Origin of the sequence: Marinomonas sp. S3726 (assembly GCF_000967665.1) — a bacterium.
Taxonomy (GTDB): domain Bacteria; phylum Pseudomonadota; class Gammaproteobacteria; order Pseudomonadales; family Marinomonadaceae; genus Marinomonas.
The window spans coordinates 215315-240790 of sequence record NZ_JXYC01000006.1 but is presented as its reverse complement, the minus strand read 5'-3'; the positions used below and the strand labels follow the sequence as shown (position 1 = coordinate 240790).

Annotated in this window: 23 protein-coding genes; 13 read left to right on the top strand and 10 right to left on the bottom strand. The window is 43.1% G+C overall.

Going from position 1 to position 25476, the window contains the following annotated elements:
• Nucleotides 1-39: 39 nt before the first annotated feature.
• A complete protein-coding gene (locus TW85_RS06510) occupies nucleotides 40-1884 on the bottom strand; it encodes a monovalent cation:proton antiporter-2 (CPA2) family protein (protein WP_046016268.1) in 1845 nt (614 codons plus the stop codon).
• A gap of 472 nt (nucleotides 1885-2356) precedes the next feature.
• On the opposite strand from TW85_RS06510, the gene TW85_RS06505 reads away from it, so the two are divergent.
• From TW85_RS06505 to TW85_RS06475, 7 genes are all read left to right on the top strand, one after another.
• On the top strand, nucleotides 2357-3676 hold the full coding sequence (locus TW85_RS06505; protein ID WP_046016267.1) for a sugar ABC transporter substrate-binding protein: 1320 nt from the start codon (nucleotides 2357-2359) through the stop codon (nucleotides 3674-3676).
• Nucleotides 3677-3793: 117 nt separating this feature from the next.
• Complete coding sequence (locus TW85_RS06500) at nucleotides 3794-4654, top strand: sugar ABC transporter permease (protein WP_046016266.1); 861 nt, start codon at nucleotides 3794-3796, stop codon at nucleotides 4652-4654.
• A 10-nt stretch (nucleotides 4655-4664) separates the two neighbouring features.
• Nucleotides 4665-5495 (top strand): carbohydrate ABC transporter permease, encoded by an 831-nt coding sequence (locus TW85_RS06495; RefSeq protein ID WP_157196903.1) that lies wholly within the window; start codon nucleotides 4665-4667, stop codon nucleotides 5493-5495.
• A gap of 18 nt (nucleotides 5496-5513) precedes the next feature.
• Nucleotides 5514-6617 carry a sn-glycerol-3-phosphate ABC transporter ATP-binding protein UgpC gene (gene ugpC, locus TW85_RS06490; RefSeq protein ID WP_046016264.1) on the top strand — a complete coding sequence of 368 codons (1104 nt, stop codon included), beginning with the start codon at nucleotides 5514-5516 and terminating at the stop codon, nucleotides 6615-6617.
• Nucleotides 6610-8043, top strand: a complete 1434-nt coding sequence (locus tag TW85_RS06485) for a mannitol dehydrogenase family protein (RefSeq protein ID WP_046016263.1) — start codon at nucleotides 6610-6612, stop codon at nucleotides 8041-8043. Before ugpC ends, TW85_RS06485 begins: the two co-directional genes overlap by 8 nt.
• Nucleotides 8044-8071: 28 nt before the next feature.
• A complete protein-coding gene (locus TW85_RS06480; RefSeq protein WP_046016262.1) occupies nucleotides 8072-8866 on the top strand; it encodes an L-iditol 2-dehydrogenase in 795 nt (264 codons plus the stop codon).
• Between the two features lie 78 nt (nucleotides 8867-8944).
• On the top strand, nucleotides 8945-9835 hold the full coding sequence (locus TW85_RS06475) for an AraC family transcriptional regulator (RefSeq protein WP_238326174.1): 891 nt from the start codon (nucleotides 8945-8947) through the stop codon (nucleotides 9833-9835).
• Between the two features lie 99 nt (nucleotides 9836-9934).
• Here the strand turns inward: TW85_RS06475 and xylB are convergent, their stop codons facing one another.
• Both xylB and TW85_RS06465 read right to left on the bottom strand, forming a co-directional pair.
• Complete coding sequence (xylB, locus tag TW85_RS06470; RefSeq protein ID WP_046016261.1) at nucleotides 9935-11482, bottom strand: xylulokinase; 1548 nt, start codon at nucleotides 11480-11482, stop codon at nucleotides 9935-9937.
• A gap of 205 nt (nucleotides 11483-11687) precedes the next feature.
• Complete coding sequence (locus tag TW85_RS06465) at nucleotides 11688-12095, bottom strand: cupin domain-containing protein (RefSeq protein WP_046016260.1); 408 nt, start codon at nucleotides 12093-12095, stop codon at nucleotides 11688-11690.
• Between the two features lie 247 nt (nucleotides 12096-12342).
• Here TW85_RS06465 and TW85_RS06460 point away from each other — a divergent pair, with 247 nt between their 5' ends.
• A complete protein-coding gene (locus TW85_RS06460) occupies nucleotides 12343-13662 on the top strand; it encodes a sugar ABC transporter substrate-binding protein (RefSeq protein WP_052701953.1) in 1320 nt (439 codons plus the stop codon).
• Between the two features lie 202 nt (nucleotides 13663-13864).
• On the opposite strand, the gene TW85_RS06455 is transcribed toward TW85_RS06460, so the two are convergent.
• From TW85_RS06455 to TW85_RS06435, 5 genes are all read right to left on the bottom strand, one after another.
• Nucleotides 13865-14101: a formate dehydrogenase subunit delta gene (locus TW85_RS06455; RefSeq protein ID WP_046016259.1), complete on the bottom strand. Its 237-nt coding sequence runs from the start codon at nucleotides 14099-14101 to the stop codon at nucleotides 13865-13867.
• A gap of 28 nt (nucleotides 14102-14129) precedes the next feature.
• Nucleotides 14130-14963, bottom strand: coding sequence for a formate dehydrogenase accessory sulfurtransferase FdhD (gene fdhD, locus TW85_RS06450; protein WP_052701952.1), 834 nt, complete (start codon nucleotides 14961-14963; stop codon nucleotides 14130-14132).
• Between the two features lie 133 nt (nucleotides 14964-15096).
• Nucleotides 15097-17988 (bottom strand): formate dehydrogenase subunit alpha, encoded by a 2892-nt coding sequence (fdhF, locus tag TW85_RS06445; protein ID WP_046016258.1) that lies wholly within the window; start codon nucleotides 17986-17988, stop codon nucleotides 15097-15099.
• 1 nt (nucleotide 17989) lies between these two features.
• The gene (locus tag TW85_RS06440) at nucleotides 17990-19573 is read right to left on the bottom strand and encodes a formate dehydrogenase beta subunit (RefSeq protein ID WP_046016257.1); all 1584 of its coding nucleotides are present in this window, start codon (nucleotides 19571-19573) and stop codon (nucleotides 17990-17992) included.
• A 1-nt stretch (nucleotide 19574) separates the two neighbouring features.
• Nucleotides 19575-20144 carry a formate dehydrogenase subunit gamma gene (locus tag TW85_RS06435; RefSeq protein ID WP_009833650.1) on the bottom strand — a complete coding sequence of 190 codons (570 nt, stop codon included), beginning with the start codon at nucleotides 20142-20144 and terminating at the stop codon, nucleotides 19575-19577.
• Nucleotides 20145-20423: 279 nt separating this feature from the next.
• Here TW85_RS06435 and TW85_RS06425 point away from each other — a divergent pair, with 279 nt between their 5' ends.
• From TW85_RS06425 to TW85_RS06415, 3 genes are all read left to right on the top strand, one after another.
• The gene (locus tag TW85_RS06425) at nucleotides 20424-21524 is read left to right on the top strand and encodes a substrate-binding domain-containing protein (RefSeq protein ID WP_046016255.1); all 1101 of its coding nucleotides are present in this window, start codon (nucleotides 20424-20426) and stop codon (nucleotides 21522-21524) included.
• A 100-nt stretch (nucleotides 21525-21624) separates the two neighbouring features.
• Complete coding sequence (locus TW85_RS06420) at nucleotides 21625-21978, top strand: hypothetical protein (protein WP_046016254.1); 354 nt, start codon at nucleotides 21625-21627, stop codon at nucleotides 21976-21978.
• Between the two features lie 196 nt (nucleotides 21979-22174).
• Complete coding sequence (locus tag TW85_RS06415) at nucleotides 22175-22519, top strand: NUDIX domain-containing protein (protein ID WP_202904834.1); 345 nt, start codon at nucleotides 22175-22177, stop codon at nucleotides 22517-22519.
• Between the two features lie 94 nt (nucleotides 22520-22613).
• Here the strand turns inward: TW85_RS06415 and TW85_RS06410 are convergent, their stop codons facing one another.
• Nucleotides 22614-23108 carry a heme-binding protein gene (locus TW85_RS06410; protein WP_046016253.1) on the bottom strand — a complete coding sequence of 165 codons (495 nt, stop codon included), beginning with the start codon at nucleotides 23106-23108 and terminating at the stop codon, nucleotides 22614-22616.
• 73 nt (nucleotides 23109-23181) lie between these two features.
• Here TW85_RS06410 and TW85_RS06405 point away from each other — a divergent pair, with 73 nt between their 5' ends.
• Nucleotides 23182-23841 (top strand): Crp/Fnr family transcriptional regulator, encoded by a 660-nt coding sequence (locus tag TW85_RS06405; protein ID WP_046016252.1) that lies wholly within the window; start codon nucleotides 23182-23184, stop codon nucleotides 23839-23841.
• A gap of 190 nt (nucleotides 23842-24031) precedes the next feature.
• A complete protein-coding gene (locus tag TW85_RS06400) occupies nucleotides 24032-24508 on the top strand; it encodes a DUF1842 domain-containing protein (RefSeq protein ID WP_046016251.1) in 477 nt (158 codons plus the stop codon).
• A 71-nt stretch (nucleotides 24509-24579) separates the two neighbouring features.
• On the opposite strand, the gene TW85_RS06395 is transcribed toward TW85_RS06400, so the two are convergent.
• Nucleotides 24580-25476: a LysR family transcriptional regulator gene (locus tag TW85_RS06395; protein ID WP_046016250.1), complete on the bottom strand. Its 897-nt coding sequence runs from the start codon at nucleotides 25474-25476 to the stop codon at nucleotides 24580-24582.

Below are 25476 nucleotides of genomic sequence, written 5' to 3'. Positions count from 1 at the left end.
AATAGAGCCTTCTAAAAAGGCCCTATTAACATTCGGCAATTAGTCAGTAACAGGTTTTTTCGTATCTATGGGAGCTTGCTCTAACTCCTCATCGTTTACATCAGCCTGTAAAACGGCAGCCAATGCATCGTAATTTTCTTGAGCTTGAGAGCGATACTTTTTCTCGTCTTCATGGAAACTTCCCATCGCCAACACATTATGCTCATCATGTTGTTTAAATATTTCTGCACTATTCTGAGCTTCTTGCTTAGACAAACCTAACTCTTCGAGGGCTTGTTCGCCAAGGTTGAGTGCTGAATGGAAGGTCTCCCTAACAATAATATTAGCCCCAGCAACGTTAAGGTCATGCACTTCCAAACGTCCGATTGCTCTAACTAGAATTTTTAAATGCGGATAGTGCTTTCTAGCATGAGTCACTATCTCCATGGCTTTCTCATGTTCATCCACAGCGACCACAAGTAACTTGGCATGATCAGCACCAGCAGCATGCAAAAGATCCCCCCGAGAAGCATCGCCATAAAAGACCTTGGTACCAAAAGACCTCAACAATTCTATTTGGCCAGCATCATGCTCTAAGACTGTGACCTGATAGCCTTTCATAGTTAAAAGACGCGCAACTATCTGACCAAAACGCCCCATGCCAGCTAAAATAACAGGTGTATCACCATCGTCAATTTCATCGGCTTCTTGCTGCTTGCAGCCCTTTCTCACAAACAAGGGTTCAATCACTTTATCCTGCAATATCATTAAGATAGGTGTTGCTGCCATAGAGAGTGCGACCACCACAACTAATGGGTCTATTATGTCGCTGCCTAAGATATGGTGCTGGCCCGCAAAGGAGAAAAGCACAAAGCAGAACTCACCCGCCTGAGATAAAGCGAAGGTAAAGTACCAGCCATTTCCGCCTTTAAGCTTGAAAATTCGAGACAAGCTGAAGAGTACCAGCATCTTACAAAGCATAAGTAAGACCACTAAAGCCCCGATTTGCAAAGGCTCAGCCATCAGGATAGAAAAGTTAATACTAGCGCCAACTGAAATAAAGAAGAGCCCTAATAACAAGCCTTTAAAAGGCGCGATTTCTGCCTCTAGCTCATGTCTATATTCACTTTCAGCTAAAACTACACCGGCGATAAAGGTACCAAGAGCGGCGGACACACCAATGGCATTCATTAATAATGCGATGCCTATTACCAAGAACAAAGCCGTTGCGGTGAAAATTTCACGCATCTTAGTTTCAGCAATAATGCGAAACAAAGGTCGTAATAGATATTTACCCGCCAGAATAATAGCCCCGATCACAGCGAAAAGCTGGGCAGCATGTTGCCAACCACTTAACTGATTAGCCTCATCAACCACGCTAGGACTGGTCAACGCTAATAAGGGCATAAGTGCCAACATAGGTATCACGGCAATATCTTGAAAAAGAAGTACTGCAAACGAAGATTGACCTAATTGAGACTTCATCAAGCCGTTTTCATTTAACAGCTGTAATACAATCGCGGTGGAAGATAATGACAGTATCATGCCAACCACAAGCGCCGTCTGCCAAGGTAAGCCAAATGCCACAGCAACAAGCGTCATTAAGCCTGTACTTAAGAGAACTTGCGCGCCACCTAGGCCCACTATGGGCACTCTCAATTTCCAGAGTACCGAGGGCTGTAGTTCAAGCCCCACTAGAAAGAGCATCATCACCACACCGAATTCAGCGAAGTGCATGACATCATTCACATCATCCGCGACGATTCCCAAGGCATAAGGCCCAATAATGGCACCGGCAATTAAATAACCTAAAACTGAACCAAGCCCCAAGCGCTTCGCAATAGGTACAGTCACAACCGCTGCCCCCAAGAAAACAAACGCCTGTTCCATTAATCCACCCGCCATGAGGACCGCCTTAATCTAATATTGATTGTGAATAATTTAATAAAAGTTGATAAGAAAAATTTATAACGAATGTTAACCCTAACGCCCAAACATGGAAAGCTTAGTACGACCTTCACCAACGCAAATTCGTACCAGTTTTATCCATGCTATTAGTCATTTTTCAATCAAAGTAGAACAAAACTCATCCTGACTAATATCTTTTTGATAATTTTACTTTGTGTATTTTTCAGCCAAAGCGACTTTAAAACCCAATATAAAACAAGACGATAGAGATATTAAGTTAATTTAAAGTAATACGATTATGACTATTTTTTTAGCCAATTAATCAAACATAAGCAAAAAAGTATCTATATTGAGTATTTATGTATTAGAGAGTCAATTTTCGCTCATCTATAGTTAACGGCACTTGGTCATTAGGCACCAAGGTTAGGTAAGACTATAAAAACAATATACTCCAACCGGGGAACAACCTATGAATACCCTAGCTAAAAAGTCGCTCACATGCGCCGTTAGTTTGGCAGCAGCTATGAGCACAGCAAACCTATACGCACAAACAGAAATCACTGTGGCTACCGTTAACAATGGCCATATGATCGAAATGCAAAAACTCACTCCGATTTTCGAACAAGCTCACCCTGATATCAAAGTGAAATGGGTTACTCTGGAAGAAGGTGTATTGCGTCAGAACGTGACTCAAGATATCGCTAATAAGAGTGGTCTTTATGATGTCATGACAATCGGCATGTACGAAGCACCAATCTGGGGTGAAAGAAACTGGCTAGAGCCAATCGACACCAGTGGTAGTTATGATGTTGAAGATATTATTCCTTCTATTCGTGGTGGCCTATCTTATAACAACACCTTGTATGCAGCGCCTTTCTATGGCGAGAGCTCTATGGTGATGTACCGTAAAGACCTAGTTAAAGCGGCTGGTATGGAAATTAACGACCGTGATAGTTGGGAACATATCCGTGATGTTGCTGCTGCCGTTCATAATCCTGGCGAAGGAGTTTATGGCATGTGCTTACGTGGCAAAGCGGGCTGGGGCGATAACATGGCCTTTTTGTCTACTATGGCAAACTCTTTTGGAGCACGCTGGTTTGACGAAGATTGGAAGCCTCAACTTGAAACTGCAGAGTGGAAAAATGCGGTTAACTTCTATGTTGACCTGCTAACCAAATACGGCCCACCAGGAGCAAGTAGCAACAGCTTCAACGAGAACCTTGCGCTCTTCAACCAAGGTAAATGCGGTATGTGGATTGATGCCACCATTGCAGCTTCTTTTGTAACAGACCCAAGCCAGAGTACGGTTGCTGATCAAGTTGGTTTTGCACAATCACCAATTCAAGCAACAGATAAAGGCGCTAACTGGTTATGGGCTTGGTCACTTGCCATTCCAGCAGGGACTAAAAACGCAGACGCGGCACAAACCTTTATCCGTTGGGCTACTTCAAAAGACTATATCCAGTTAGTGGGTGAAACCAATGGTTGGGCTGCGGTACCAACAGGCACACGTAGCAGTACTTATGCTAACCCTAAATTCCAAGAAGCCGCTGTCTTTGCGAAAGCCGAGCTAAAAGCAATCAACTCTGCAAACCCTGCTGATAGCACGCTTAAACCTTCACCTTATGTTGGCGTTCAGTTTGCTGCTATACCTGAGTTCCAAGCGATAGGAACGACCACAGGTCAAATGGTTTCAGGAGCTTTAGCTGGCAGCATGTCAGTTGATCAAGCACTGAAATCTGCTAACTCTTCTGCTAATCGTCAAATGCGTCAAGCTGGTTACTACTAACCAAAAGAGAACTAAAGGCAGGGACCATAGCGTCTCTGCCTTTACCTTCTTTCCTAGAGTGTCAGGCATTACCCGTTATAAGACGACTTTCAAACCTATAATAAGAGATACAACTTCATGAAGCGTTCAATTACTCGCTTATTAATGGCTCCCTCAGTCATCCTCCTCTTGATTTGGATGATAGTGCCTTTATCCATGACCATCTATTTTTCAACCATACGTTTTAACCTGCTCTACCCAGGTCAAAATAACTTTGTTGGTTGGATGAATTTTGAGTTTTTCATCACTGACCCAGGCTTTATGCCTGCCGTTCTTAACACCTTAATTCTCTTAATATCGGTACTCATCATTACCGTTGTTCTTGGGGTTGCCCTTTCAGCACTAATTGATAAGCCTTTTTTTGGACAAGGTATTGTTCGAGTTCTGCTTATCTCGCCTTTCTTCATCATGCCAACAGTCAACGCTTTGATCTGGAAGAATATGATGATGAACCCAGTGTATGGGGTATTTGCTTGGATATCCCAATCCTTAGGGTTAGAGCCCATAGATTGGCTGTCAGATTTCCCACTCATGTCAGTCATTATTATGGTGAGTTGGCAATGGCTTCCCTTCGCAATTTTGGTGTTTGTGACCGCTCTTCAATCACAAGATACTGAACAAAAAGAAGCGGCACAAATGGACGGTGCTAACGGTTGGCATATTTTCCGCTACCTTACGATTCCTCACTTAGCGAGACCCATTGCCGTTGTTGTCATGATAGAAACCATCTTCTTGTTGGCTATCTTTGCTGAGATTTTTGTCTCCACAGGTGGTGGCCCAGGTTATGACAGTACTAACCTTGCTTATCTAATTTATAACCAAGCCCTACTTCAATATGACGTTGGTGTTGCTTCAGCCGGTGGTTTATTTGCCGTGATTCTAGCCAATATCGTTGCCTTTTTCTTAATTCGTGCCGTCGGCAAAAACCTAACGGTGTGAGGTAATTATGATGACTCTTAATCAACAACGTAAATTTAAAACCTTTGTTACAGGTGCATTTGCTTGGCTGATTGCACTCTTACTGTTTTTCCCTATTTTTTGGATGTTTATCACCTCCTTTAAAACAGAATTACAGGCAATCTCAGTGCCGCCTTCACTCTTCTTTGAGCCAACCCTTGATAACTTTGGCATAGTGCAAGAGCGAAGTGACTATCTAAAGCATGCGCTTAATTCTGTAGTGACCTCTTTTGGTTCTACCTTGATTGCGCTCCTTATTGGTGTACCAGCCGCTTATGCTATGGCGTTTAACCCAACGAAGAAAACCAAAGATATTTTACTCTGGATGCTTTCCACCAAGATGCTTCCAGCAGTCGGTGTATTAGTCCCTATTTATATCTTAAGCCGTGATTATGGCCTATTAGATTCACGTACCGGCTTGGTAATCATCTTTACCCTGATGAACCTACCTATCATCATTTGGATGCTGTTCTCCTACTTTAAAGATCTACCGAAAGAGATCCTAGAAGCCGCTCGAATGGACGGTGCCAGCCCGTGGGATGAAATCGTTAAAGTTGTCTTACCTCTATCCATTGGCGGTATTTCATCAACGGCTCTTTTATCCATCATCTTGTGTTGGAACGAAGCCTTTTGGTCTCTTAACTTAACCGCCTCAGAAGCCGCGCCACTTACCGCCATGATTGCCTCTTACTCAAGCCCTGAAGGCTTGTTCTGGGCCAAGCTATCAGCCGCTTCTACCTTAGCCTGCGCTCCGATCGTTATATTCGGTTGGTTCTGCCAAAAACAACTTGTTCAAGGCCTTACATTCGGCGCTGTAAAATAATTTTTAGGAACAAATATCATGAGCTACTTAACCATTACAGAATTGCAAAAACACTACGACAGCTACCACGCACTTCGCGGTATCAATCTTTCTATTACCGAAGGCGAGTTCGTAGTTTTCGTTGGCCCATCAGGCTGTGGTAAATCGACGCTACTAAGAACCATAGCGGGTTTAGAATCCAGCTCAGAAGGCAGTATTAATCTAGATAATAGAGACATCACAGAGCTTGCCTCTTCTAAGCGTGATTTGGCGATGGTGTTTCAGTCTTATGCGCTTTACCCACATATGACGGTGGCGGATAACCTTTCTTTCGCCCTGCGCCTTGCGAAAGTACCTGACAGTGAAATTGCAGAGAAAGTACGCAGTGTGTCAGCCTCTCTGCAGCTTGATCCATTGCTGGATCGTAAACCTAAAGAGCTTTCTGGTGGTCAACGTCAAAGGGTCGCAATCGGTCGTGCAATCGTGCGCCAGCCAAAAGTTTTCTTATTCGATGAACCACTCTCTAACCTAGATGCAGCCCTTAGGGTACAGATGCGTTTAGAGCTTGCTCGTCTTCATAAAAAATTAGGTACAACCATGATTTATGTTACCCATGATCAGGTTGAAGCTATGACCCTAGCCGATAGAGTTGTCATTCTAAATGCAGGTCAAATTGAACAAGTCGGCACACCGCTAGAGCTTTATCGCCAGCCAAATAGCCGCTTTGTGGCTGAGTTTATCGGCACACCAAAAATGAACTTACTTGATGTGTTTGATGTAACACGTCAAAACGAAAACTTATCCCTTGATATTGGCGTAGGCCAGATCAATTTCCCGAACAGTCGCATCAATGGCCCAGTGCCTGGCTCTATCAAGCTAGGTATTCGCCCTGAACACATGCACTTGGTACCAGAAGGCGGCGACATTAGCGGTAAAATAGAGCTAGTCGAACACCTAGGCTCAGAAGCATATACCCACATTCAGCTAGATAACCAACAAACCATCATAGTCAAAGCCCCTGCTCGCAGTAATATTCAAGACGGGCAATTAGTGCAGATTAAACTTGATCTTGATGAAGTTATTTTATTTAACGAAAGTGACCGTGTTATCTCCAAGTTAGCCGAGGATGTCAGCCATGCCTAACATGCTCGCCCCAACGCGCGGAGCAGATCAACTGCTAGTGCAAAACTATGAGAAGGATGCAATCTCCCCAGGTGTTATGCACCTGGGAGTGGGAGCCTTCCACCGTGCTCACCAAGCCGTATACTTTGACCGCTTACTTGCCCAGCCAGAAGGAAAAAACTGGGGCTTGATTGGCGTTAATATACGTCCGCAGGATAGCCAAGGTTTTGCTCAACTAAGTGAGCAAAACGGTGAATATGTGCTTAAAACAATGAGTCCAAAAGGCCAAGCCTTATACGAGCACATCCGTGCGATTACTCAGTTAGTTGATGGCGCAATCGAACCTGAAACAGTGGATCATCTCATGGCAGATGAGCAGATCCAGCTAATCACGACCACAGTGACCGAAGGTGGCTATTATCTAGATGAAAATAACCAATTGATGCAAGACCATCCTCTTATCAAGGATGATTTGAGCTCAGGTCGTAATACGCTTTATGCCTTTTTATATGCGGGTTTAAAAAAGCGTAGCGAAACATCTGGCAGCAAGATCACCCTACTTTGCTGTGATAATTTGCGTCATAACGGCAAACTTTTAAAAACAGGTCTATTACAATTTTTAAAAGCGAAGCAAGACGAATCTCTACATGCTTGGGTACTAGAGAACTGCTCTTTTCCATCCTCTATGGTTGATAGAATTACGCCAAAACCTAGCATAGAGCATCAAAAGGATGTGCAGTCACGCTTCAACATTGAAGATAACATGACTGTCATGGCTGAAGACTTTATCCAATGGGTTGTAGAAGATGACTTTGCAGGCGAAAGACCGCCTTTACATAAAGTCGATGTGCAGCTAGTTGAAGATGTTACGCCTTTTGAAGAAGCCAAAATACGTATTTTAAATGCTGGGCATACCTGTGTTGCTTATCAAGCAGCCCTTAAAGATTTAGATTACTTTGACCAAGCCATGATGGACATTGAGTTAAAAGTCTATTTCTCTGACTTTATTAAGCAAGATGCGATTCCTGCCATAGGCCAGTCTGTGGTCGATCTTTCTTCTTATGCCAAGGTCATTGCTCTGCGTTTTAGTAACACCAATATTGGCGATACGGTAGAGCGTATCTGTACAGACGGTTATGCCAAGTTTCCGATTTTTGTGTACCCGACCCTTGCTGGCATCTATCAATTAGGCGGCATTCCCAATAAAACCATTGATGCTATTGCGAGCTGGTTTGTTTTTATCCATCAAACCGCCCAAGGCAAGTTGCAAGTTAACTATCACGAGCCAAACATGGATAAGCTTGCTGCTTTTACTAATGACGAAAAAGGCATTCATGCCTTTGCAACAGATACCTACCTCTGGCAAGACCTACCAGAAGCCTACCCTGATTTTGTTTCTCGTTTGAGTCGCTCAATTAAGCAAATTCAGCTACGTTTTTCAGCCTAGAAGCAAAGGTTAAATTTAAGGAATTCATATGACATTAGATAATCAAAACTTAGAAAATAAGGTGGCTTTGATTACAGGTTCAGCGGGCGGCATAGGACTTGCCATTGCACAAACCTATTTGGCTAACGGCGCAAAAGTGGTGCTTACTGATTATCAAAAAGACACGCCAGACGCCTTAGTAGGACTACTCGCAGATTACCCTAATAAAGCCCTTTATATTGGCTGTGATATTTGTGACAGCCAAGGAGTAGATAGGTTAATCCAAAGCACTGTCGAGCAATTCGATCGACTGGATATTTTGGTAAACAATGCGGCTGTATTTGATTTAGCACCAATACTTGAGTCCGATGAAGAAAGCTTTGATCGCCTTTTTGATATCAACGTTAAAGCCTTCTTCTTTACCCTGCAAAAGGTTGCGCAGAAGATGGTCGATATGGGCATAGAAGGTCGCATTATCAATATGGCTTCTCAGGCAGGTCGCCGTGGTGAAGCCCTTGTTTCCCATTATTGTGCAACGAAAGCCGCTGTGATCAGTTATACCCAATCGGCAGCGCTTGGATTAGCTCAGTATAAAATCAATGTGAATGCTATTTCACCTGGCGTGATAGATACCCCTATGTGGGAGCATGTGGATAGTCTATTTGCCAAACACGAAAACCTCGCACCTGGAGAAAAGAAAATTGCTGTTGGTAAGGCTGTCCCCTTAGGTTATATGGGGAAGCCTGCAGAGATAGCCTCTTTAGCACTCTTTTTAGCCTCAGAAGGTGCCAGATACATTACCGCTCAGACCTACAATGTCGATGGCGGCAATGTGATGAGTTAATATACAAACCAAATAGCTACACTCAGAAAATTAGGTGGCGCACTTCTATTTAGAATACGAGCCTAATAGGAAAGTAAGATGTCTATGAAAAACCGAAATACACCAGAGCTTGAATTAATTGAAGAGCATGTTGAAACCATACGTTATCTTGAACATGGTTTTCCTTGTGACCTGATACGTTGGCATGCCCACGATGATTACGAGCTGCATTTTATTGTGTCCACCACGGGCAAGGTATTTATTGGCGATTACATAGGCACTTACACTCCTGGCCAACTCATTCTCACCGGCCCAAGATTGCCCCATAACTGGGTTTGTCAAAACGACCAAGACCCAGTTAAATTAAGAGATATGGTGATACGTTTTGATCACGAATCCTTCTCTAATGGTTTAAAAATCATCCCAGAGCTGGCTGAGATTTTACCTATGCTCGCAAGAGCAAAATCTGGCATAGAGTTTTTAAACTTTGACCCTGACTACCTCAAAGAAACCTTTGAAAAAGTACGCGACAGCCAAGGTTTACAACGCCTTATTAATGCCCTTCCTCTGTTAAGCAAGCTTGCCTCTACCCATGATTATCGCTTGCTTTCCACTGTACAAATTGACTTAAAGTCCAATGAAAGCCTGCAACGTAAAATCAATACCGTCGTAGATTACGTCTCGCAAAATTATAATAAAGATATCTGTCTGTCAGATGCGGCAAGTCTGATAGGCATGTCTGATAGCCACTTCTCTCGTTTCTTCAAAAAAGCCACGGGAAACCGTTTTATCGAGTTTGTAAATCGAGTTCGCATTAGTCGTGCTTGCAGCTTATTAAGTGATACAGACCAGCAAATCACCAACATTTGCTTCTTAGTGGGCTTTAACAGTGTGGCTAACTTTAATCGTCGTTTCCATGAGCTCAAAGGCGTCACTCCAAGGGATTTTCGTAGCCAAAGTCATAATCATGATGAAGCAATACCCTACTAGAAATGTCTTACTAGAAACTTCTTAGTAGAAACCTCTTAGTAGAAACGCCTTAGTAGAAACGCCTTACTAGATAAGTCTTGCTAAAAGCGCTTACTGAACTCAAGCGAGCTCAGTAAGGCTTTGATTAAATACCAAACTCGCCTTAGCAAGCTGGCTATAAACCTCATGTTTTTTCAAATAATACTCAGCCAGTTCAGCTTGAGGTTGGTGTTCGTCTAATACCTCTGGCATGACGCAAATTTCTGCTATCAGGTTCTCTAGAACATCATTAGGTACTTTAGCATCTGACACATCATAAAGTGCTTTTTCATATCTCACACCTATCATGGCTAGTCGAGCCGCCCCTAACCCGGGCGCCACTTCACCTCCATCCCGATAAACCAAATTTTGATCTAACACATTCGATAAGATCTGACGCCAAAAGGGAGAACGAGCACCACCGCCAATTAAAGACAACTCTTGTTTAGGGCCAGCGTCGTTAGCTAACGCCTGCTGACAATCCAAGAGAGAAAAGGCAACCCCTTCTAACACGGCTAAAGTCATTTCTTCAATAGAAGTATCATTAACCAAGCCAATAAATTGCCCCGTCATTAAAGGGTTATTATGAGGTGTACGCTCTCCATTTAAATAAGGAAGAAACACCAGTTTAGTCCTCAGATGCCCACGCTTTTCAATAAAACTCTCTAGTGCAGCTAATAAGTCTGCAACTGGCTTATTAGCTAGTTTAGCGACCCAGGATAAGGAGTTGGCTGCACTTAATGTCACCCCCATTTGATGCCAACGATTAGGCAGAGCGTGACAAAAAGCATGCACGGTCTTTTCAGGGTTAGCTCTGTGTTGATCGCTCACACTAAAATATACGCCAGAAGTCCCTAGAGAAATTAAGCCTTGGCCAGTATTTACCACCCCCATTCCCACAGCACCAGCGGCATTATCGCCAGCACCAGCCACCACAGGCACTTGTGGCAAGGACAATAAGGCCGCCACATCATCCGACAAACACCCAATTACATCACAAGCTTCATGCACCTTAGGCATATTATCGAGAGTAAAATCTGTAGCGGCTAAAAGAGAGGCATCCCATTGGCGAGTGGCAGGGTTAAGCCAGAGGGTACCGGCTGCATCCGAGCAATCAGTAGCAAGTTGTCCTGTTAAACGATAAGACAAATAATCCTTAGGCAGTAAAACATATTGCACCTTTGCGAAAAACGCTGGCTCATGTCGCTTTAACCATAAGGCTTTGGGTGATGTGAAACCTGACATGGCCAAATTACCACTCAAGTTTAATAGATTAGGACACAAGCTTATTAAGTCTTGGCACTCTTTCTGACTACGGCCATCATTCCAGAGAATACAAGGCCTTAGCACTTCGCCTTCTTTATCTAAAAAAGTCGCACCATGCATCTGCCCTGACAAACCAATCCCTTTTAACTGGCTAAAATCTTCGCCTTGGGTATCTAAAATCAAGTGTAAACTGGCGACAACCTCTTTTACAGCTTGCCACCAAGATAACGGTTCTTGCTCAGACCACAGCGGACTAGGAGAGTTAACTTCAAGGCTCTTAGCGCTCATTGCCACTAATTCGCCATGGGAATTAATCACAACACCTTTTAAACCAGAGGTACCAAGATCCAAGCCTAAATACATGAAAACACTCTCCTATTCTTTATGATTAAACACAATAACAGAGTGTTAAAACAAAGGCGTTCTGAGTCAATCAAATCAGGCAAAGCCAACAGATGCGTATCAGTATTTGCTAAAAAAAGTTTACTTAGCTCAACATAGAAAGTTTTTATTCAAACTTGCTTAAAGGATAAAAGAGCTAGGAAGAGCAGACTTAATCTATTGGCTTTCAATCAGATGGCCTTTCTATCTGATGGTCCGTCGGCTGGGGGGTTATGGTAAGTACTTTCACTCCTTTTGGAGATTCAAACCTATGCCATACACCTTGTGGCACGATAAGTAACTCACCCGCCTTTATTTTATTTGGGACTTCTTCGTTATCAATCAGCAGAACTAAGCTCGTTTCGCCTTCGATAACTTGCACCATTTCATCCCCATTAGCGTGCCTTTCCCACTCACTCAACCCAGTATAATTGGCAATAAACATGCCGCCATTGCCAAAATCAGATAAGAATCCATAGGCACTGTTACCATCATTATGATCAGAGTTTATAGGTGTTCGTCCATCAAGGTGTTTGGTATGTGAAAAGGCTTGTTCGATATTGATAGCTACTGCTTTATTAAAAAGTATCTTCATCACTAAGATCCATTTAGTTTTTTTATTGAATGTGTAGATATGACTAGTTATTGGACTAGATACAAGGCTTAGACGTCTCAAAAATTAGCCGTCTTTATAATTTCTTATCAACACTGGCGCTTACAAAATAAGACGCTTTAATCAGATCCTCCCCTATTCCATCACCTATAGTTAACTTTAATCAATAAAGATAAGTAAGCATAAATTAAACAATTAGAGCCAGCAGATCTAATTGGGAGGAAAGATTATGAAAAATTTGATTAATAAAGTTTATTATTATTCATCTTTAATAATTCTAACACTAACTACATCAACTAGTTATGCTCAGTCCACTATCACAATTGCGACAGTTAATAACAGCCACATGATGATGATGCAAGAACTCACACCCGTATTTGAAAAAGCGAACCCAGACATAAAAGTAAAATGGATTACCGTTGAAGAAGGTAAATTGCGTGAACACATTACTCTAGATGTCACCGATAAACATGGCTTCTATGATGTGATTAGCATTGGTATGTATGAAGCACCTATTTGGGGAGAAAAAAACTGGATACAGCCAATTGATACAAGTGGCAACTATGATGTAGAAGATATTATTCCCTCTATTCGCGAAGGTCTCTCATATAAGGACACTCTCTATGCCGCCCCATTTTATGGTGAGAGCTCAATGGTGATTTACCGTAAAGACCTTGTAGAAAAAGCGGGTGTAGAAATTAATGATCGTGACTCATGGGAACACATAAGAAATGTTGCTGCAGCTATCCATAACCCCGACTCAGGAGTATATGGCATGTGCTTACGCGGTAAGGCTGGCTGGGGAGATAACATGGCATTCATAACAACGATGGCTAACTCATTTGGAGCACGTTGGTTTGATGAAAGCTGGAAACCTCAACTTGAAACAAATGAATGGCAAAACGCCGTCAGTTTTTATGTAGAACTGCTAAACAAATATGGCCCACCAGATGCTAGCAACAATAGCTACAATGAAAACCTAGCTCTGTTTAGCCAAGGTAAATGTGGCATTCTTATTGATGCCACCATTGCGGCTTCTTTTGTTACAGATCCGTCGAAGAGTAAGGTGTTTGATAAAGTGGGTTTTGCCCAATCCCCTATTCAAGTGACGGATAAAGGAGCAAATTGGCTTTGGGCCTGGTCTCTTGCAATACCTAGCGCAACGCAGAATGCTAAAGCAGCTCAAACTTTTATTCGTTGGGCAACTTCAAAAGAATATATAGCGCTAGTTGGAAAAACAAAAGGTTGGGCATCTATCCCAACAGGGACTCGAATCAGTACCTATCAAAACCCACATTTTTTAAAGGCCTCAGCTTTTGCTCAAGATGAGCTAAAAGCAATCAATTCAGCGAACCCTGTTGATAGTACCCTTAAGCCTTCTCCTTATGTTGGGGTTCAGTTTGCAGCCATACCTGAATTTCAAGATATAGGAACAATCACAGGACAAATGGTTTCAGGTGCATTAAATGGCACTATATCAGTAGAACAGGCACTTAAATCGGCTAACCTTTCTGCAGATAATCACATGCTTCAGGCAGATTATTACTAGAGGGGCTGTGGATAAACCCTCCCGTTTCAGTGGGTGGATAAAAGCAACTAGTTTGATAACAAGGGACGTAGCTTAATCGTAGGTTTCCTATTATTTAGCATGAGTTATTCTAAACCAATGCAGAGCTATTTAAGCTTTGCATTGGTTTTATCAGCTATCTAGGGGAGTTCACCCTAATGAAAAATTCGGGATAAACCAGTAATCAAGCCGCTTTTAAATTAGCTTGAATTTCAAGCAAGGCTTTCGTGGCAATCGGGTTTAAATCTTCTGCAAACTCTTCCATATTAGCGCAAATTTTTTGGCGCATAGGTAAAGCCCAAAAGGCGGTGATATGGGTAACTACCTTTTTCACACAATCTTCTTCGGTTGAACCTATACCTATGTTTGAGGCAATTTGGTTCGCCATTTTAATTAGATGGCTTAATTCATTTTCACTCATGTTAAATCCTCTGTTTCATGGTCACGCCTTAGGCATCAACCGCTTGCACATATACGACTTGTCTTTGGGGTCTCACAAAACCAATCAAATTCATATTGGCTTGTTTCGCTAAAGTAATGGCCATCTTGGTTGGCGCAGAGACTGCCACCAAGGTGTGAATACCACATTTAGCGGCCTTAGAAACCATTTCAAAGCTGGCTCGACTTGATACCAACACAAAACCCGCCAATTTATCCTCTTGCTTATTTAGAGCAATCGCACCTAACAACTTATCAAGGGCATTGTGCCTTCCCACATCTTCTCGAATAGAAACCAGCTCAGCATTATCATCAAATAAGGCCGCTGCATGTACAGCACCACATTGGGATTGAATCTGCTGCGACCCTTTTAACTTAGCCGCGGCTTTTTCAATTAGCTGATAACTTGGCATAGGGTGCGCATCTCGTATGGCAACATCAGGTTGCACTGCGGTTAATGACTCTAAACCACAGATACCGCAACCGGTACGACCACTTAGCTGCCTGCGCCTTTGTTTTAGATTCACAAAAGCCTCGGTCGCTATCTCCATACGCACTTCAATGCCTAACTCAGATTCCACCAGCTCTAGACTACGCAACTGTTTTGTTGAAGTCAGAATGCCTTCGGTCAAGCTAAAACCCATTGCAAAGTCAGCTAGATCCTGAGGTGTTAGCATCATCACCGCATGGCTAATGCCGTTATACACCAGTGCCACCGCCACTTCTTCCGCAATCCAATCACTTTGTGCGAGTTCACCCTCTGGGTTACGCACTATCACACTTTCTTCATGAGTCGCTTGTACAACTAGCTGCTCTGATAAATTGTCGGACTGATTTGCTTGCAAAACGGGTTCGCCTCTTTTCTAGTGAATAAGTGAGAAGTATGAAGGACTTCACTTAAAGGTGTAAGTCCCAAAGGTGTAAGCCCTTAAGACATAGCCCTTAGGACATAAGCCCTTCATCACATGTCACCTAAACTTATTTATCAATAAAGGCGATTTGCTGCTCAGTAAACTCAGCAAATTGGTTTTGCCATTCTGAGTTTGCTGTCTCACTAATCAATTTATCCACTTGTACCGCGGTTACCTTGTACTCAGGACAGTTAGTCGCCCAGTCTGAGTTATCTGTGGTTATCACGTTCGCACCCGTTTCTGGGTGGTGGAAAGTGGTATAAACCACACCTGGCTGCATACGATCAGAAACAAGCGCTCTTAGATGAGTATCGCCGGCACGACTGGCAAGAGAGACCAAATCTCCTGTATTAATACCTCTGTCTTCTGCATCCTGAGGATGGATTTCTAAGGTATCTTCACCATGCCAAGATGAGTTCTCGGTACGACGAGTCTGCGCCCCTACATTGTATTGAGACAAGATACGACCTGTGGTCAACAAGAGTGGGAAGCGACGTGTCACCTTCTCTTCTGTTGGCACATATTCAGTCAATGCAAAGAAACCTTTACCGCGAACAAAACCATCCACGTGCATGATAGGCGTACCATCTGGTGTCTCATCATTACATGGCCATTGTAGCGACCCTTCTTCATCCAAACGCTCGTAAGTCACGTTAGAGAAAGTCGGTGTCAGCGCTGCAATTTCCGCCATAATTTCAGAAGGATGCTCATAATGCATTTCATAACCTAAAGCTTTAGAAAGGCCCAAGGTGACTTGCCAATCTTCAAGACCCGGCATAGGTGGCATCACTTTACGTACTGGCGAAATACGACGTTCAGCATTGGTGAAAGTACCATTCTTCTCAAGGAAACTGGTACCCGGTAAGAAGACATGAGCAAACTTAGCAGTCTCGTTCAAGAAGATATCCTGAACAATCAAACATTCCATATTACGTAAAGCGGCTTCAACGTGTTTTGTGTTTGGATCAGACTGCGCAATATCCTCACCCTGAACATACAAACCTTTATAGCTGCCTTCTACTGCGGCATCTAACATGTTGGTGATACGGTAACCCGGCTCTGGATCCAGCTTCACTTTCCAAGCATCTTCGAAAAGATCACGTACCGCTTGTCCAGAAATATGACGATAGCCAGGTAGCTCATGCGGGAAAGATCCCATGTCGCACGAACCCTGTACATTGTTCTGACCACGTAGCGGATTAACACCCACACCATCACGGCCAACGTTACCTGTTAGCATGGCAAGGTTAGCAATCCCCATTACGGTAGATGAACCTTGGCTGTGCTCGGTCACACCTAGACCATAGTAGATAGAGCCATTGCCACCGGTAGCATAAAGACGTGCTGCTCCGCGAATATAGGCTGCTGGAATACCGGTAAATTGTTCTGTGTTTTCAGGTGAGTGACGCTCATCTGCGATGAAGTTTTTCCACTCATGGAAAGCTTCTGTTTCACAACGTTCTGCAATAAAGTCAGCGGCTTCTAGCCCTTCGTTAACGATAACGTGAGCCATAGCATTCACAAATGCCACGTTGGTACCCGGCATTAGCTGCAAATGGTAATCCGCATTCACATGAGGGCCATTTACCAAGTCGATGCTACGTGGATCAACCACAATCAGCTTAGCCCCTTCACGGATACGTTTTTTCATACGTGAACCGAATACTGGGTGAGCATCGGTTGGGTTAGCACCAATCACCATGATGACATCTGTTTTTTCAACCGAATCAAATGTCTGTGTACCTGCCGATTCACCAAGGGTGGTTTTCAAGCCAAAGCCAGTTGGTGAGTGACAAACACGGGCACAGGTATCCACATTGTTGTTACCGAAGGCAGCTCGAACCAGTTTTTGAACCAAATAGGTTTCTTCATTGGTACAACGAGATGAGGTAATACCGCCTACTGAGTTGCGGCCGTACTTCTCTTGAATGCCTTTAATGCGAGTCGCAGCAAAATCAAATGCCTCTTCAAAAGACACTTTACGCCATGGCTGATCAATCGAGTCACGAACCATAGGTGAGGTAATTCTGTCTTGGTGAGTGGCATAACCAAAGGCAAATCGACCTTTCACGCAAGAGTGACCACGGTTGGCTTTACCGCCTTTCCAAGGTGTCATACGAATGACTTCGTCACCTTTCATGTCAGCCTTGAAGGCACAACCTACACCACAATAAGCACAAGTAGTAATAACAGAATGCTCTGGCTGTCCTTTATCGATAATCGAGGTTTCCATCAAGGTTGCCGTTGGGCAGGCTTGCACACAGGCACCACAAGAAACACAGTCAGAATCCATAAAGGCATCATCTTGACCCGGAGATACTTTCGATTCAAAACCACGAGAAGAAATGGTTAAGGCAAATGTGCCTTGCGTTTCTTCACAGGCACGCACACAGCGATTACAAACAATACATTTGCTCGCATCGAAGGTGAAATAAGGGTTAGACGTATCTTTCTTCTCATCTAAGTGAGTATGGCTTGGAATCGCGCTTTGCCCTGTGTAACGGACATTACGCAAGCCAACCGCACCAGCCATATCTTGTAGTTCACAGTCGCCATTAGCAGGACAGGTCAAACAATCCAACGGGTGATCAGAGATATAAAGCTCCATCACATTGCGGCGTAATTTACCGATTTTATCGTTTTGTGTTTTAACTTCCATGCCAGCTTCTGCCGGTGTGGTACAAGAAGCAGGAAAGCCACGACGACCTTCAATTTGTACCAAACAAATACGACAAGAACCAAAGGCTTCTAAGGAATCAGTCGCACAAAGCTTAGGAATATTAATACCTGCCATAGCGGCAGCATGCATAACAGAGGTGCCTTCAGGTACACGCACTTCATTACCATCAATACTCAGGCTGATAAGCTCAGCGTCTGGCGTTGGATCGAAGGTCGCCGGCGGCGTACCGTAATCAATCTCGCTATCAAGGTCAGTTCTTGGATCAAAAAAATGTAACATATTATTGGCCTGCCTCTTGATTGTTTGATGGTTTTTGGAAGTCTTCGCCAAAATGCTCAAGCGCACTTTGTACAGGGAAAGGAGTCATACCACCCATGGCACATAAAGAGCCAGACACCATGGTGTCGCATAAGTCTTCTAACAGCTCTAAGTTGTCATCTCGGTTTTCATCGGCACGAATACGGTCGATTACTTCGACTCCACGGGTCGAACCAATACGACAAGGCGTACACTTACCACATGATTCTTCAACACAGAACTCCATAGAGAAACGTGCTTGTTCTAACATGTCGACTGTGTCATCAAAGGCCACTAAACCACCGTGACCTAATACAGCGCCTTCGGCAGATAAGGCTTCATAATCCATTTCTAGATGCCATTGAGATTCAGGCAGATAAGCCCCTAATGGACCACCAGACTGAACAGAGCGCATAGGTCTGCCAGAACGAGTACCCCCACCAAAATCAAATAAAAGCTCTTTCATTGTGATACCAAAAGCCGTCTCAACAAGCCCTGGGTATTTCAGGTTACCTGCTAGCTGGAAAGGCATGGTGCCACGAGAGCGCCCCATCCCAAACTCTTGGTAGAACTTACCGCCTTTAGCCAAAATAATGGCAATGGTCGATAAAGATAAAACGTTGTTTACAACGGTAGGTTGTCCAAACAAACCTTCAATAGCAGGTAGTGGTGGCTTAGGTCGAACCATGCCGCGCTTACCTTCTAAGCTTTCCATCAAGGCCGTTTCTTCACCGCAGATATAAGCCTTGGCACCAATGCGCACTTCTAGGTGGAAGGTTTTACCACTGTCGAGAATGTTTTCGCCAAGGTAGCCATTTTGCTCTGCCACTTGAATCGCTTCGTTCAAAATATCTTTTGCGTGAGGGTATTCTTCACGTAGGTAGATGTAACCTTGAGTCGCTTCAACCGCAAGACCTGCGATCGTCATGCCTTCGATTAAGGCAAAAGGGTCAGCTTCCATTTGCAAACGGTCAGCAAAGGTACCTGAGTCACCTTCGTCCGCATTACAAATAATGTATTTTTGCGCTGCTGGTGTATTTAATACGGTTTGCCATTTGATGCCTGTTGGGAAAGCGGCACCACCACGGCCACGAAGACCAGAGTCTTTTACTTCGTCGACTAGAGCTTGCGAGCTCATATCTAACGCACGTACTAAACCGTCATAGCCATGAGTACTCTTATAGTCAGTCAGGCTTACAGGGTCGATAATGCCGGCACGGGCAAAAGTCAGACGCTGCTGCTTTTTCAGATATTCAATCTCTTCCGTTAAACCTAAGTACAAAGGGTGCGCTTGACGATCACTTGGAGAGGCATTATTCAAAAGACCCGCTTCGATCAGACTAGGCAAATCTTTAGGTGCAACTGGGCCATAAGCAACACGTCCTTCTGGGGTGTCTACTTCGACCATTGGTTCTAACCAGAAAAGGCCACGAGAACCATTACGTACCAAATCAACAACCGTATCTTGCTCGGCTGCTAACTGAGTTAATTTTTTACTAACACGTTCTGCACCAACAGACAGGGCAGCAGAATCACGGGGGATAAAGACTTTTACAATCGCCGTCATATTATTTTACCTCCGCTGGGTTCGCGCTAAACGCCAAAGGCACAGTGCGAAGCTCATCAACAATTTCATCAAATTGCTCTGCATCCATACGACCGTACACTTCATCACCCACACGAATCGCCGGTGAACAGGCGCAATTACCTAGGCAAAAAACAGGCTCTAGGGTAATTTCTTTATCCATGGTGGTTTGATACCAATCAAGACCTAGGGCTGATTTAGCGTGAGCTTCAAGGTCACGACCGCCCATAGATTGGCAAGATTCTGCGCGGCATACTTCGATAATATGACGACCACGAGGCTTGCTACTAAAATGATGATAGAAGGTCACCACACCATGCACTTCTGCACGAGAGATATTTAATGCTTTACCTATGATTGGCAACGAGCTATCAGGCACATAGCCTAATTGATGCTGCACTTCATGCAATATAGGTAAAAGAGGACCGGGGATATCTTTGAGTTCAACGAGTATGCGACCCACTACAGATTCAATCTCTGCTTGGTTCGCTAATCCTTGCCCATTTGAAGCCTGAGCTGCTTGCCCAGCGCCTTGCGTGTTAGCGTCTGTCATATGCCTGCCTTAACTAAACTAGCGGTTACTGACTTACCTTCTATCAAGCTAGTCAGGTCCATAAAAGTGAACCTGAATTTAGTTAATAGTCCGACTGGCATCAGTAAACGACTATAAAATGATTTTTTATCATTATTCTTATGATGTTTTATCTCATTTTGTTCTGCCCGATCAAAATAAAGATATGTACTTTTGTGCATATATAGCATTAAATATAGGCTAAATATTCACATAAACTCACTTTATCACCCATAAGTGAACAACCAAATATGATTTTTTATGCATATTAATATTATTCCCCGTTGGGATTTCGAAAATGATGCAGGCGAACGCCTACATGAAAGCCTGCTACCTTTGCTCTATCAGATTAATAAACAAGGAAAATTAACCGCTGCAGCAAAGGATTGTGACCTCTCCTATCGCCATGCTTGGAACATATTAGAGAAGAGTGAAGCTTTTTTTGGAAAAGCATTAGTGGTGAAAGAAAAAGGCCGAGGAGCACAATTAACTCAATTAGGGCAAAAGCTTTTATGGAGTAATCAGCGCATTGACGCCAGACTCCACCCAGAAATGGAAAGTTTTGCGACCGAGCTCAATGTCGAACTACAAAGCCTGCTCTCTAACCATGCTCCTGTGGTACGTATTTATGCCAGCCATGGCTATGCGGTTGCTCTGATGACGCAATATGTAAGAGATTATCAGGTAGAAATTCATTACCACGCGCCACACCATGCTTTGATTGCTCTCAATGAAGGGCGTTGCAGAATAGCAGGTTTCCACCAGCCTATCGGTCTAGAAGTCGATGTACAAAAACGCCGTTATCAAGAATTACTCGACCCTAAACGCTTTGGTATTATTCGCTTTATTCGTCGCCAGCAGGGGCTCATGTATAAAGAAAAAGGTAACAAAGAAGATAGAAATAAAGATGAAAGCCAAGTTAACAGCCCTTCATTTAATAGCATTCAAGATCTTAAACAAGGGGGTTATCGTTTTATAAACCGCCAACAAGGTTCAGGCACTCGTGAACTATTCGAGCAGCTATTACAGAACGAAAACATCTCACCAAAAGATATTCCTGGTATCGAAAACCAAGAGTTAACCCATAGCGCAGTGGCTGCCTATATTGCTTCAGGCATGGCAGATGTGGGCTTTGGTGTAGAAGCGGCCGCTAAACGTTTTGGATTAGCTTTTACTCCTATTATTGAAGAGTATTACTTATGGGCTTACCCATTAGAAGCAGAGCAAGATGAGGATATTCAAGCCTTTATTGCAACACTTTCGAACCCTGAGTATCAGGCTCAAATCAACCAACTTCACGGTTATCAGTGCGAACAAAGCGGCACGACTTCAAGTACAAATTGGTTATTTAAAGACAGTTAATGGCGCAGTCTTATTTCTTCATTGTACCAGCCTCTTTAATATCAAAAACAGGCTGGTACAATGACGGCACTTTTTATCCAACTATTAAGCTATTAATTCTATGAAGCACTCCAAAGTTACCCAAAAACTTAATCAAAAAGTCATCGCTGCCGTTGATGTAGTAGAAGCACAACTCTTTGCAGCCGTTGGAGCAGATAGCATAGAAGACAAAACAAAGGGCTTCTTAGGCATTGTATATGATGTGAATTTCAGTAACTTTCCAGCCAGCCTAGATGTACGCTGTTATTTTGAAGACGATACCGCCCTTGCCAGCATGAAAGAGCAAGAAAGTCTGTTTCAAAAGAAGTTACACCAGCAGCTCTTTAAGCGTGCCATCATTTTAAAAGATGCCAGAAACAACCTGCACTTTTACGTGCAAGAGCCAGATGCCATGCATGATTTAGAGGGGCAATAAAGCAGAGTAAATGCCATTAGTGCACCTAATCTAACCAGCTAATAAGACTCGTTAAAACCTTTTAACAAAGACATATTAAGGGTAGAAAATGATTCCCGTAAACTCCTCCATTGTATCTGGTGTCGTGCTTTCAGAAATTGATGGCCAGACTAAAATACTCTTAATGAAGCGCGTTAAAGGTGGATTTTGATGCCATGTGGCAGGCTCTATTGAAGCAGGTAAAACTGCCGTACAAGCCATTGTGCGGGAGTTTCATGAGGAAACCCAGATCCAAGCAACAGAACTCTATAACGCACAGTTTTTAGAAACCTTCTATGAAGATAGTACTAATAGAATTGAATTAATCCCTGTGTTTACCCTTGTCTGTCCGCCGAACAAAACCGTGATATTGAATGATGAACATACTGAGTTTGCTTGGTGCTCTTTAGAAGAAGCGTTAGCACTCGCTCCCTTCCCTAATCAGCATAAGCTGTACAAACATATTTGGGAGTACTTTGTAGATAAGCCCATTAATCCCTTGTACAGAGTCGCTCTCAATTAACAAATCAAGAGCAATGAGTAATTCACAATAAGACATTAGGTTTAATAAACCAGTTAACTTGTTAGCTGGTTTATTAAACAAAGAATCGTCTTAATCAGCCCTTCTCACCTAGTAATTTAGCAATGGCATGTTTACCGCATTCTTCTTCAATAAGTGGGTTGGGGGCTCCAGAAAGCCCTATCGCGCCTATGAGGGTTTTCTTGTAATAAATTGGCAGACCACCTGTTAGAAGTAAGATGTCATCTTCCATTTTACCTAGTTGGCTATAGCCTTTAGCTTCCACTGCCATGACAAGTTGTGAAGTCGGTATTTTTAAACTGGCTGAGGTGTACGCCTTACGAAAGCTCGTATGTATGGTGTTCGCTCCCGTATTATTACCTCGGTAGAAAAAGACTAGGCGACCTTGGTCATTTACAACAGATGCCGAAATATTAACTTGAGAATCAAGGCATTGGCTGATAGCGTCTTTGGCGACTTGTTCCGCAAATTCAGCCGTCATTTGATACTTCTGCGGCAAATCTTTAGCAAATAGGCTGGTTGAAAAAAGTGCGCCTAAGGCGATGAGTTTAATATTAGATATGTGTTTCATAAGTCCTCCTTCGTGGAGTACTTATTTAGACATTTGATTATTTTTGAAACCACAATCTGGATTGTTATTACCCATGAAAGAGACATTTTCGCCATTAGGTTTCGGTTGGCTCGACAGTATTCAAAGCTCAACCCAACACGCTATTTTTGAAAAGCTTAAATTTCATCAGTATAAAAAAAATGAGTTTGTACATTATCACGGAGAAGAAGCCAATGGTCTGTATTTTGTTAAACAAGGCACAATACGTATCAAAAAGCAGGACGAAGCAGGTAAAGAGCTGATAATTAAAGATTTATTAAGAGGTGAATGGTTTGGCTTTATTGGCTGCTTTGGTTCAGGCAAGCGCCCAAATGACGCCCTAGCCATTGAAGAATCTTTGATCGGCCAGCTCTCATCTAAAGACCTTAACCTACTGATTAAACAAGACCCTCAACTGACTTTAAGCATCGCAAATCTTTTGGCAAGTTACGTCGAACACTATAACCGCTCTTTTGAAAACGCTGTCTTTTTACCCTTAAACGAGCGCCTTAATACTCTGTTATTACAACTTTCTCGCTGGCAAAAATCGAGCGAATTAAACGTTTCTCAACAAGAGTTGGCAGGTATGCTAGGGGTCACTAAGGAAGCTATCGGTATTAATCTCAACCTTTTAAAGGCACAAGGTGTAATCGAAATTGGCTATCGCAAAATAATCTATAAACCGCAGACTCACAAACTTTCAGAGCAAGATTAAGCCGCCAACTCCTTATTTTTAAAACAGGAAATAGCCTAAAAACATATCGGTAATAACTCGTAATAATTTAATCAAAAAACTCGACTAGTTTTAGCCCTGCGATGATTACTTCAGGACGAAAACGTCGCTGAATAAGCTTGCATTGTTTTTTTACTTTCTTAATGAAAATACATGATTAAACGGAGTTATTATGTCTGAAAAAAATGTAAATACTGGCCTTTTTCCTGTTAACTATTTCATCCAACCTAAAGTTGCAGGCCAACCATTATTAGGTGCACCTGTCATGAATTTACGCCTGCTGGTGAATGCGCCAGGAAAAACGATTAGTGGTGTTGCCCACGTTACTCAAGCTGTCGCGCCACCACAGCCGAACATAGTTTCAAATGTCCATGGTACTTGGTCTTTCATGGCCACTATGTCATCAACCCATATTTTATTGGTCGCTGAAGGGCAAGGTCCAAGCAGTATTTTGGTTCATGGTGTGCCACAAATGGTTGAGAATTTAAGAATTCGTGCCTCAGTAGAGCAGGACTGGCAGTCAGGTATTTGCAATTATGACTACCTTTACAAAGGCGAGTGGCATCAAGTTGAAGGGGCAACAATGTCTATTGAAGACTTTGATCAAAATGCTGTCTTAGACCAGTTGCAAACCGCTCTTCAAGTCTAAAAATCTGTTACAAGTAGAGAGACCTTCTCTCTACTTGTTTTCTCTTTTGCTATTGCTTTTGTACGTCTAAATTAAACTTCATCACCACACACAACTAACACGCACTCTCTTAGCCATTTATGGGCTTGATCACCATCCATTCTTGGATGCCAAAACATAGACACTTGAATACTGGGTACATCAAAGGGCAGTTTGAATGTATGTAAACCTTTGCGTAATTTGGCCGTGTGCTTTGAAGGAACACTTGCCACCAGATCAGCACCTTTTACTAAAGCAATGGAGGCACTAAAACCACCAGTTAAAACGGTGATATTACGTTGATAACCCATTGCCTCTAACGCTTTATCTACTGGCCCCACTAAGCCTCCTTCTTTTGAAACCAGTACATGATCAGCAGCGGCAAAGCTGGTGCAAGTTACCTTATCTTTAGCCAAAATATGATCAGGGCTGACGACACCCACAAATTCATCGCTAAAAAGCGCCCGCATGCGAACCTCTGGACTGGTTTTAGCACCTAACACACCAATGTCTAGGTCAACCTGCCCTTCTCTTAATTGAGTGCTCTGCTTTGATAGCTTAGGTAAGAAGTGGATTTTTACACCCTTTGCTTCGTCCTTTATTTTCTGAATAAGCTGGAGACCAAAGGTTTCAACAAAACCATCACTGACTCTTATCACAAAACGTCTGTCTAGCTGGTTGAGGTCAAGCAATTCGCTAGGCCTTAGAATGGCTTCTGCCCCACAAACCAGCTGACTCACCTCTTGCTGAATATCTAAGGCTCTAGGGGAAGGGATAAGCGTTCGTCCTGCTCTCACCAAAAGTGGATCTCCCGTCACATCTCTTAGCCTTGCTAGAGAACGACTCATAGCGGATTGGCTTAAACCCAGCCTTTTTGCGGCGCGGACGACACTGGTTTCTTCTAACAACACATTGAGTGCAATCAGAAGGTTTAAGTCGATTCTAGCCAT

Coding starts and splice junctions, on each gene's coding strand:
- TW85_RS06510 (WP_046016268.1), bottom strand. CDS start 1,884: ATGGCGGGTGGATTAATGGAACAGGCGTTTGTTTTCTTGGGGGCAGCG.
- TW85_RS06505 (WP_046016267.1), top strand. CDS start 2,357: ATGAATACCCTAGCTAAAAAGTCGCTCACATGCGCCGTTAGTTTGGCA.
- TW85_RS06500 (WP_046016266.1), top strand. CDS start 3,794: ATGAAGCGTTCAATTACTCGCTTATTAATGGCTCCCTCAGTCATCCTC.
- TW85_RS06495 (WP_157196903.1), top strand. CDS start 4,665: ATGACTCTTAATCAACAACGTAAATTTAAAACCTTTGTTACAGGTGCA.
- ugpC (WP_046016264.1), top strand. CDS start 5,514: ATGAGCTACTTAACCATTACAGAATTGCAAAAACACTACGACAGCTAC.
- TW85_RS06485 (WP_046016263.1), top strand. CDS start 6,610: ATGCCTAACATGCTCGCCCCAACGCGCGGAGCAGATCAACTGCTAGTG.
- TW85_RS06480 (WP_046016262.1), top strand. CDS start 8,072: ATGACATTAGATAATCAAAACTTAGAAAATAAGGTGGCTTTGATTACA.
- TW85_RS06475 (WP_238326174.1), top strand. CDS start 8,945: ATGTCTATGAAAAACCGAAATACACCAGAGCTTGAATTAATTGAAGAG.
- xylB (WP_046016261.1), bottom strand. CDS start 11,482: ATGTATTTAGGCTTGGATCTTGGTACCTCTGGTTTAAAAGGTGTTGTG.
- TW85_RS06465 (WP_046016260.1), bottom strand. CDS start 12,095: ATGAAGATACTTTTTAATAAAGCAGTAGCTATCAATATCGAACAAGCC.
- TW85_RS06460 (WP_052701953.1), top strand. CDS start 12,343: ATGAAAAATTTGATTAATAAAGTTTATTATTATTCATCTTTAATAATT.
- TW85_RS06455 (WP_046016259.1), bottom strand. CDS start 14,101: ATGAGTGAAAATGAATTAAGCCATCTAATTAAAATGGCGAACCAAATT.
- fdhF (WP_046016258.1), bottom strand. CDS start 17,988: ATGTTACATTTTTTTGATCCAAGAACTGACCTTGATAGCGAGATTGAT.
- TW85_RS06440 (WP_046016257.1), bottom strand. CDS start 19,573: ATGACGGCGATTGTAAAAGTCTTTATCCCCCGTGATTCTGCTGCCCTG.
- TW85_RS06435 (WP_009833650.1), bottom strand. CDS start 20,144: ATGACAGACGCTAACACGCAAGGCGCTGGGCAAGCAGCTCAGGCTTCA.
- TW85_RS06425 (WP_046016255.1), top strand. CDS start 20,424: ATGCATATTAATATTATTCCCCGTTGGGATTTCGAAAATGATGCAGGC.
- TW85_RS06420 (WP_046016254.1), top strand. CDS start 21,625: ATGAAGCACTCCAAAGTTACCCAAAAACTTAATCAAAAAGTCATCGCT.
- TW85_RS06410 (WP_046016253.1), bottom strand. CDS start 23,108: ATGAAACACATATCTAATATTAAACTCATCGCCTTAGGCGCACTTTTT.
- TW85_RS06405 (WP_046016252.1), top strand. CDS start 23,182: ATGAAAGAGACATTTTCGCCATTAGGTTTCGGTTGGCTCGACAGTATT.
- TW85_RS06400 (WP_046016251.1), top strand. CDS start 24,032: ATGTCTGAAAAAAATGTAAATACTGGCCTTTTTCCTGTTAACTATTTC.
- TW85_RS06395 (WP_046016250.1), bottom strand. CDS start 25,476: ATGGCTAGAATCGACTTAAACCTTCTGATTGCACTCAATGTGTTGTTA.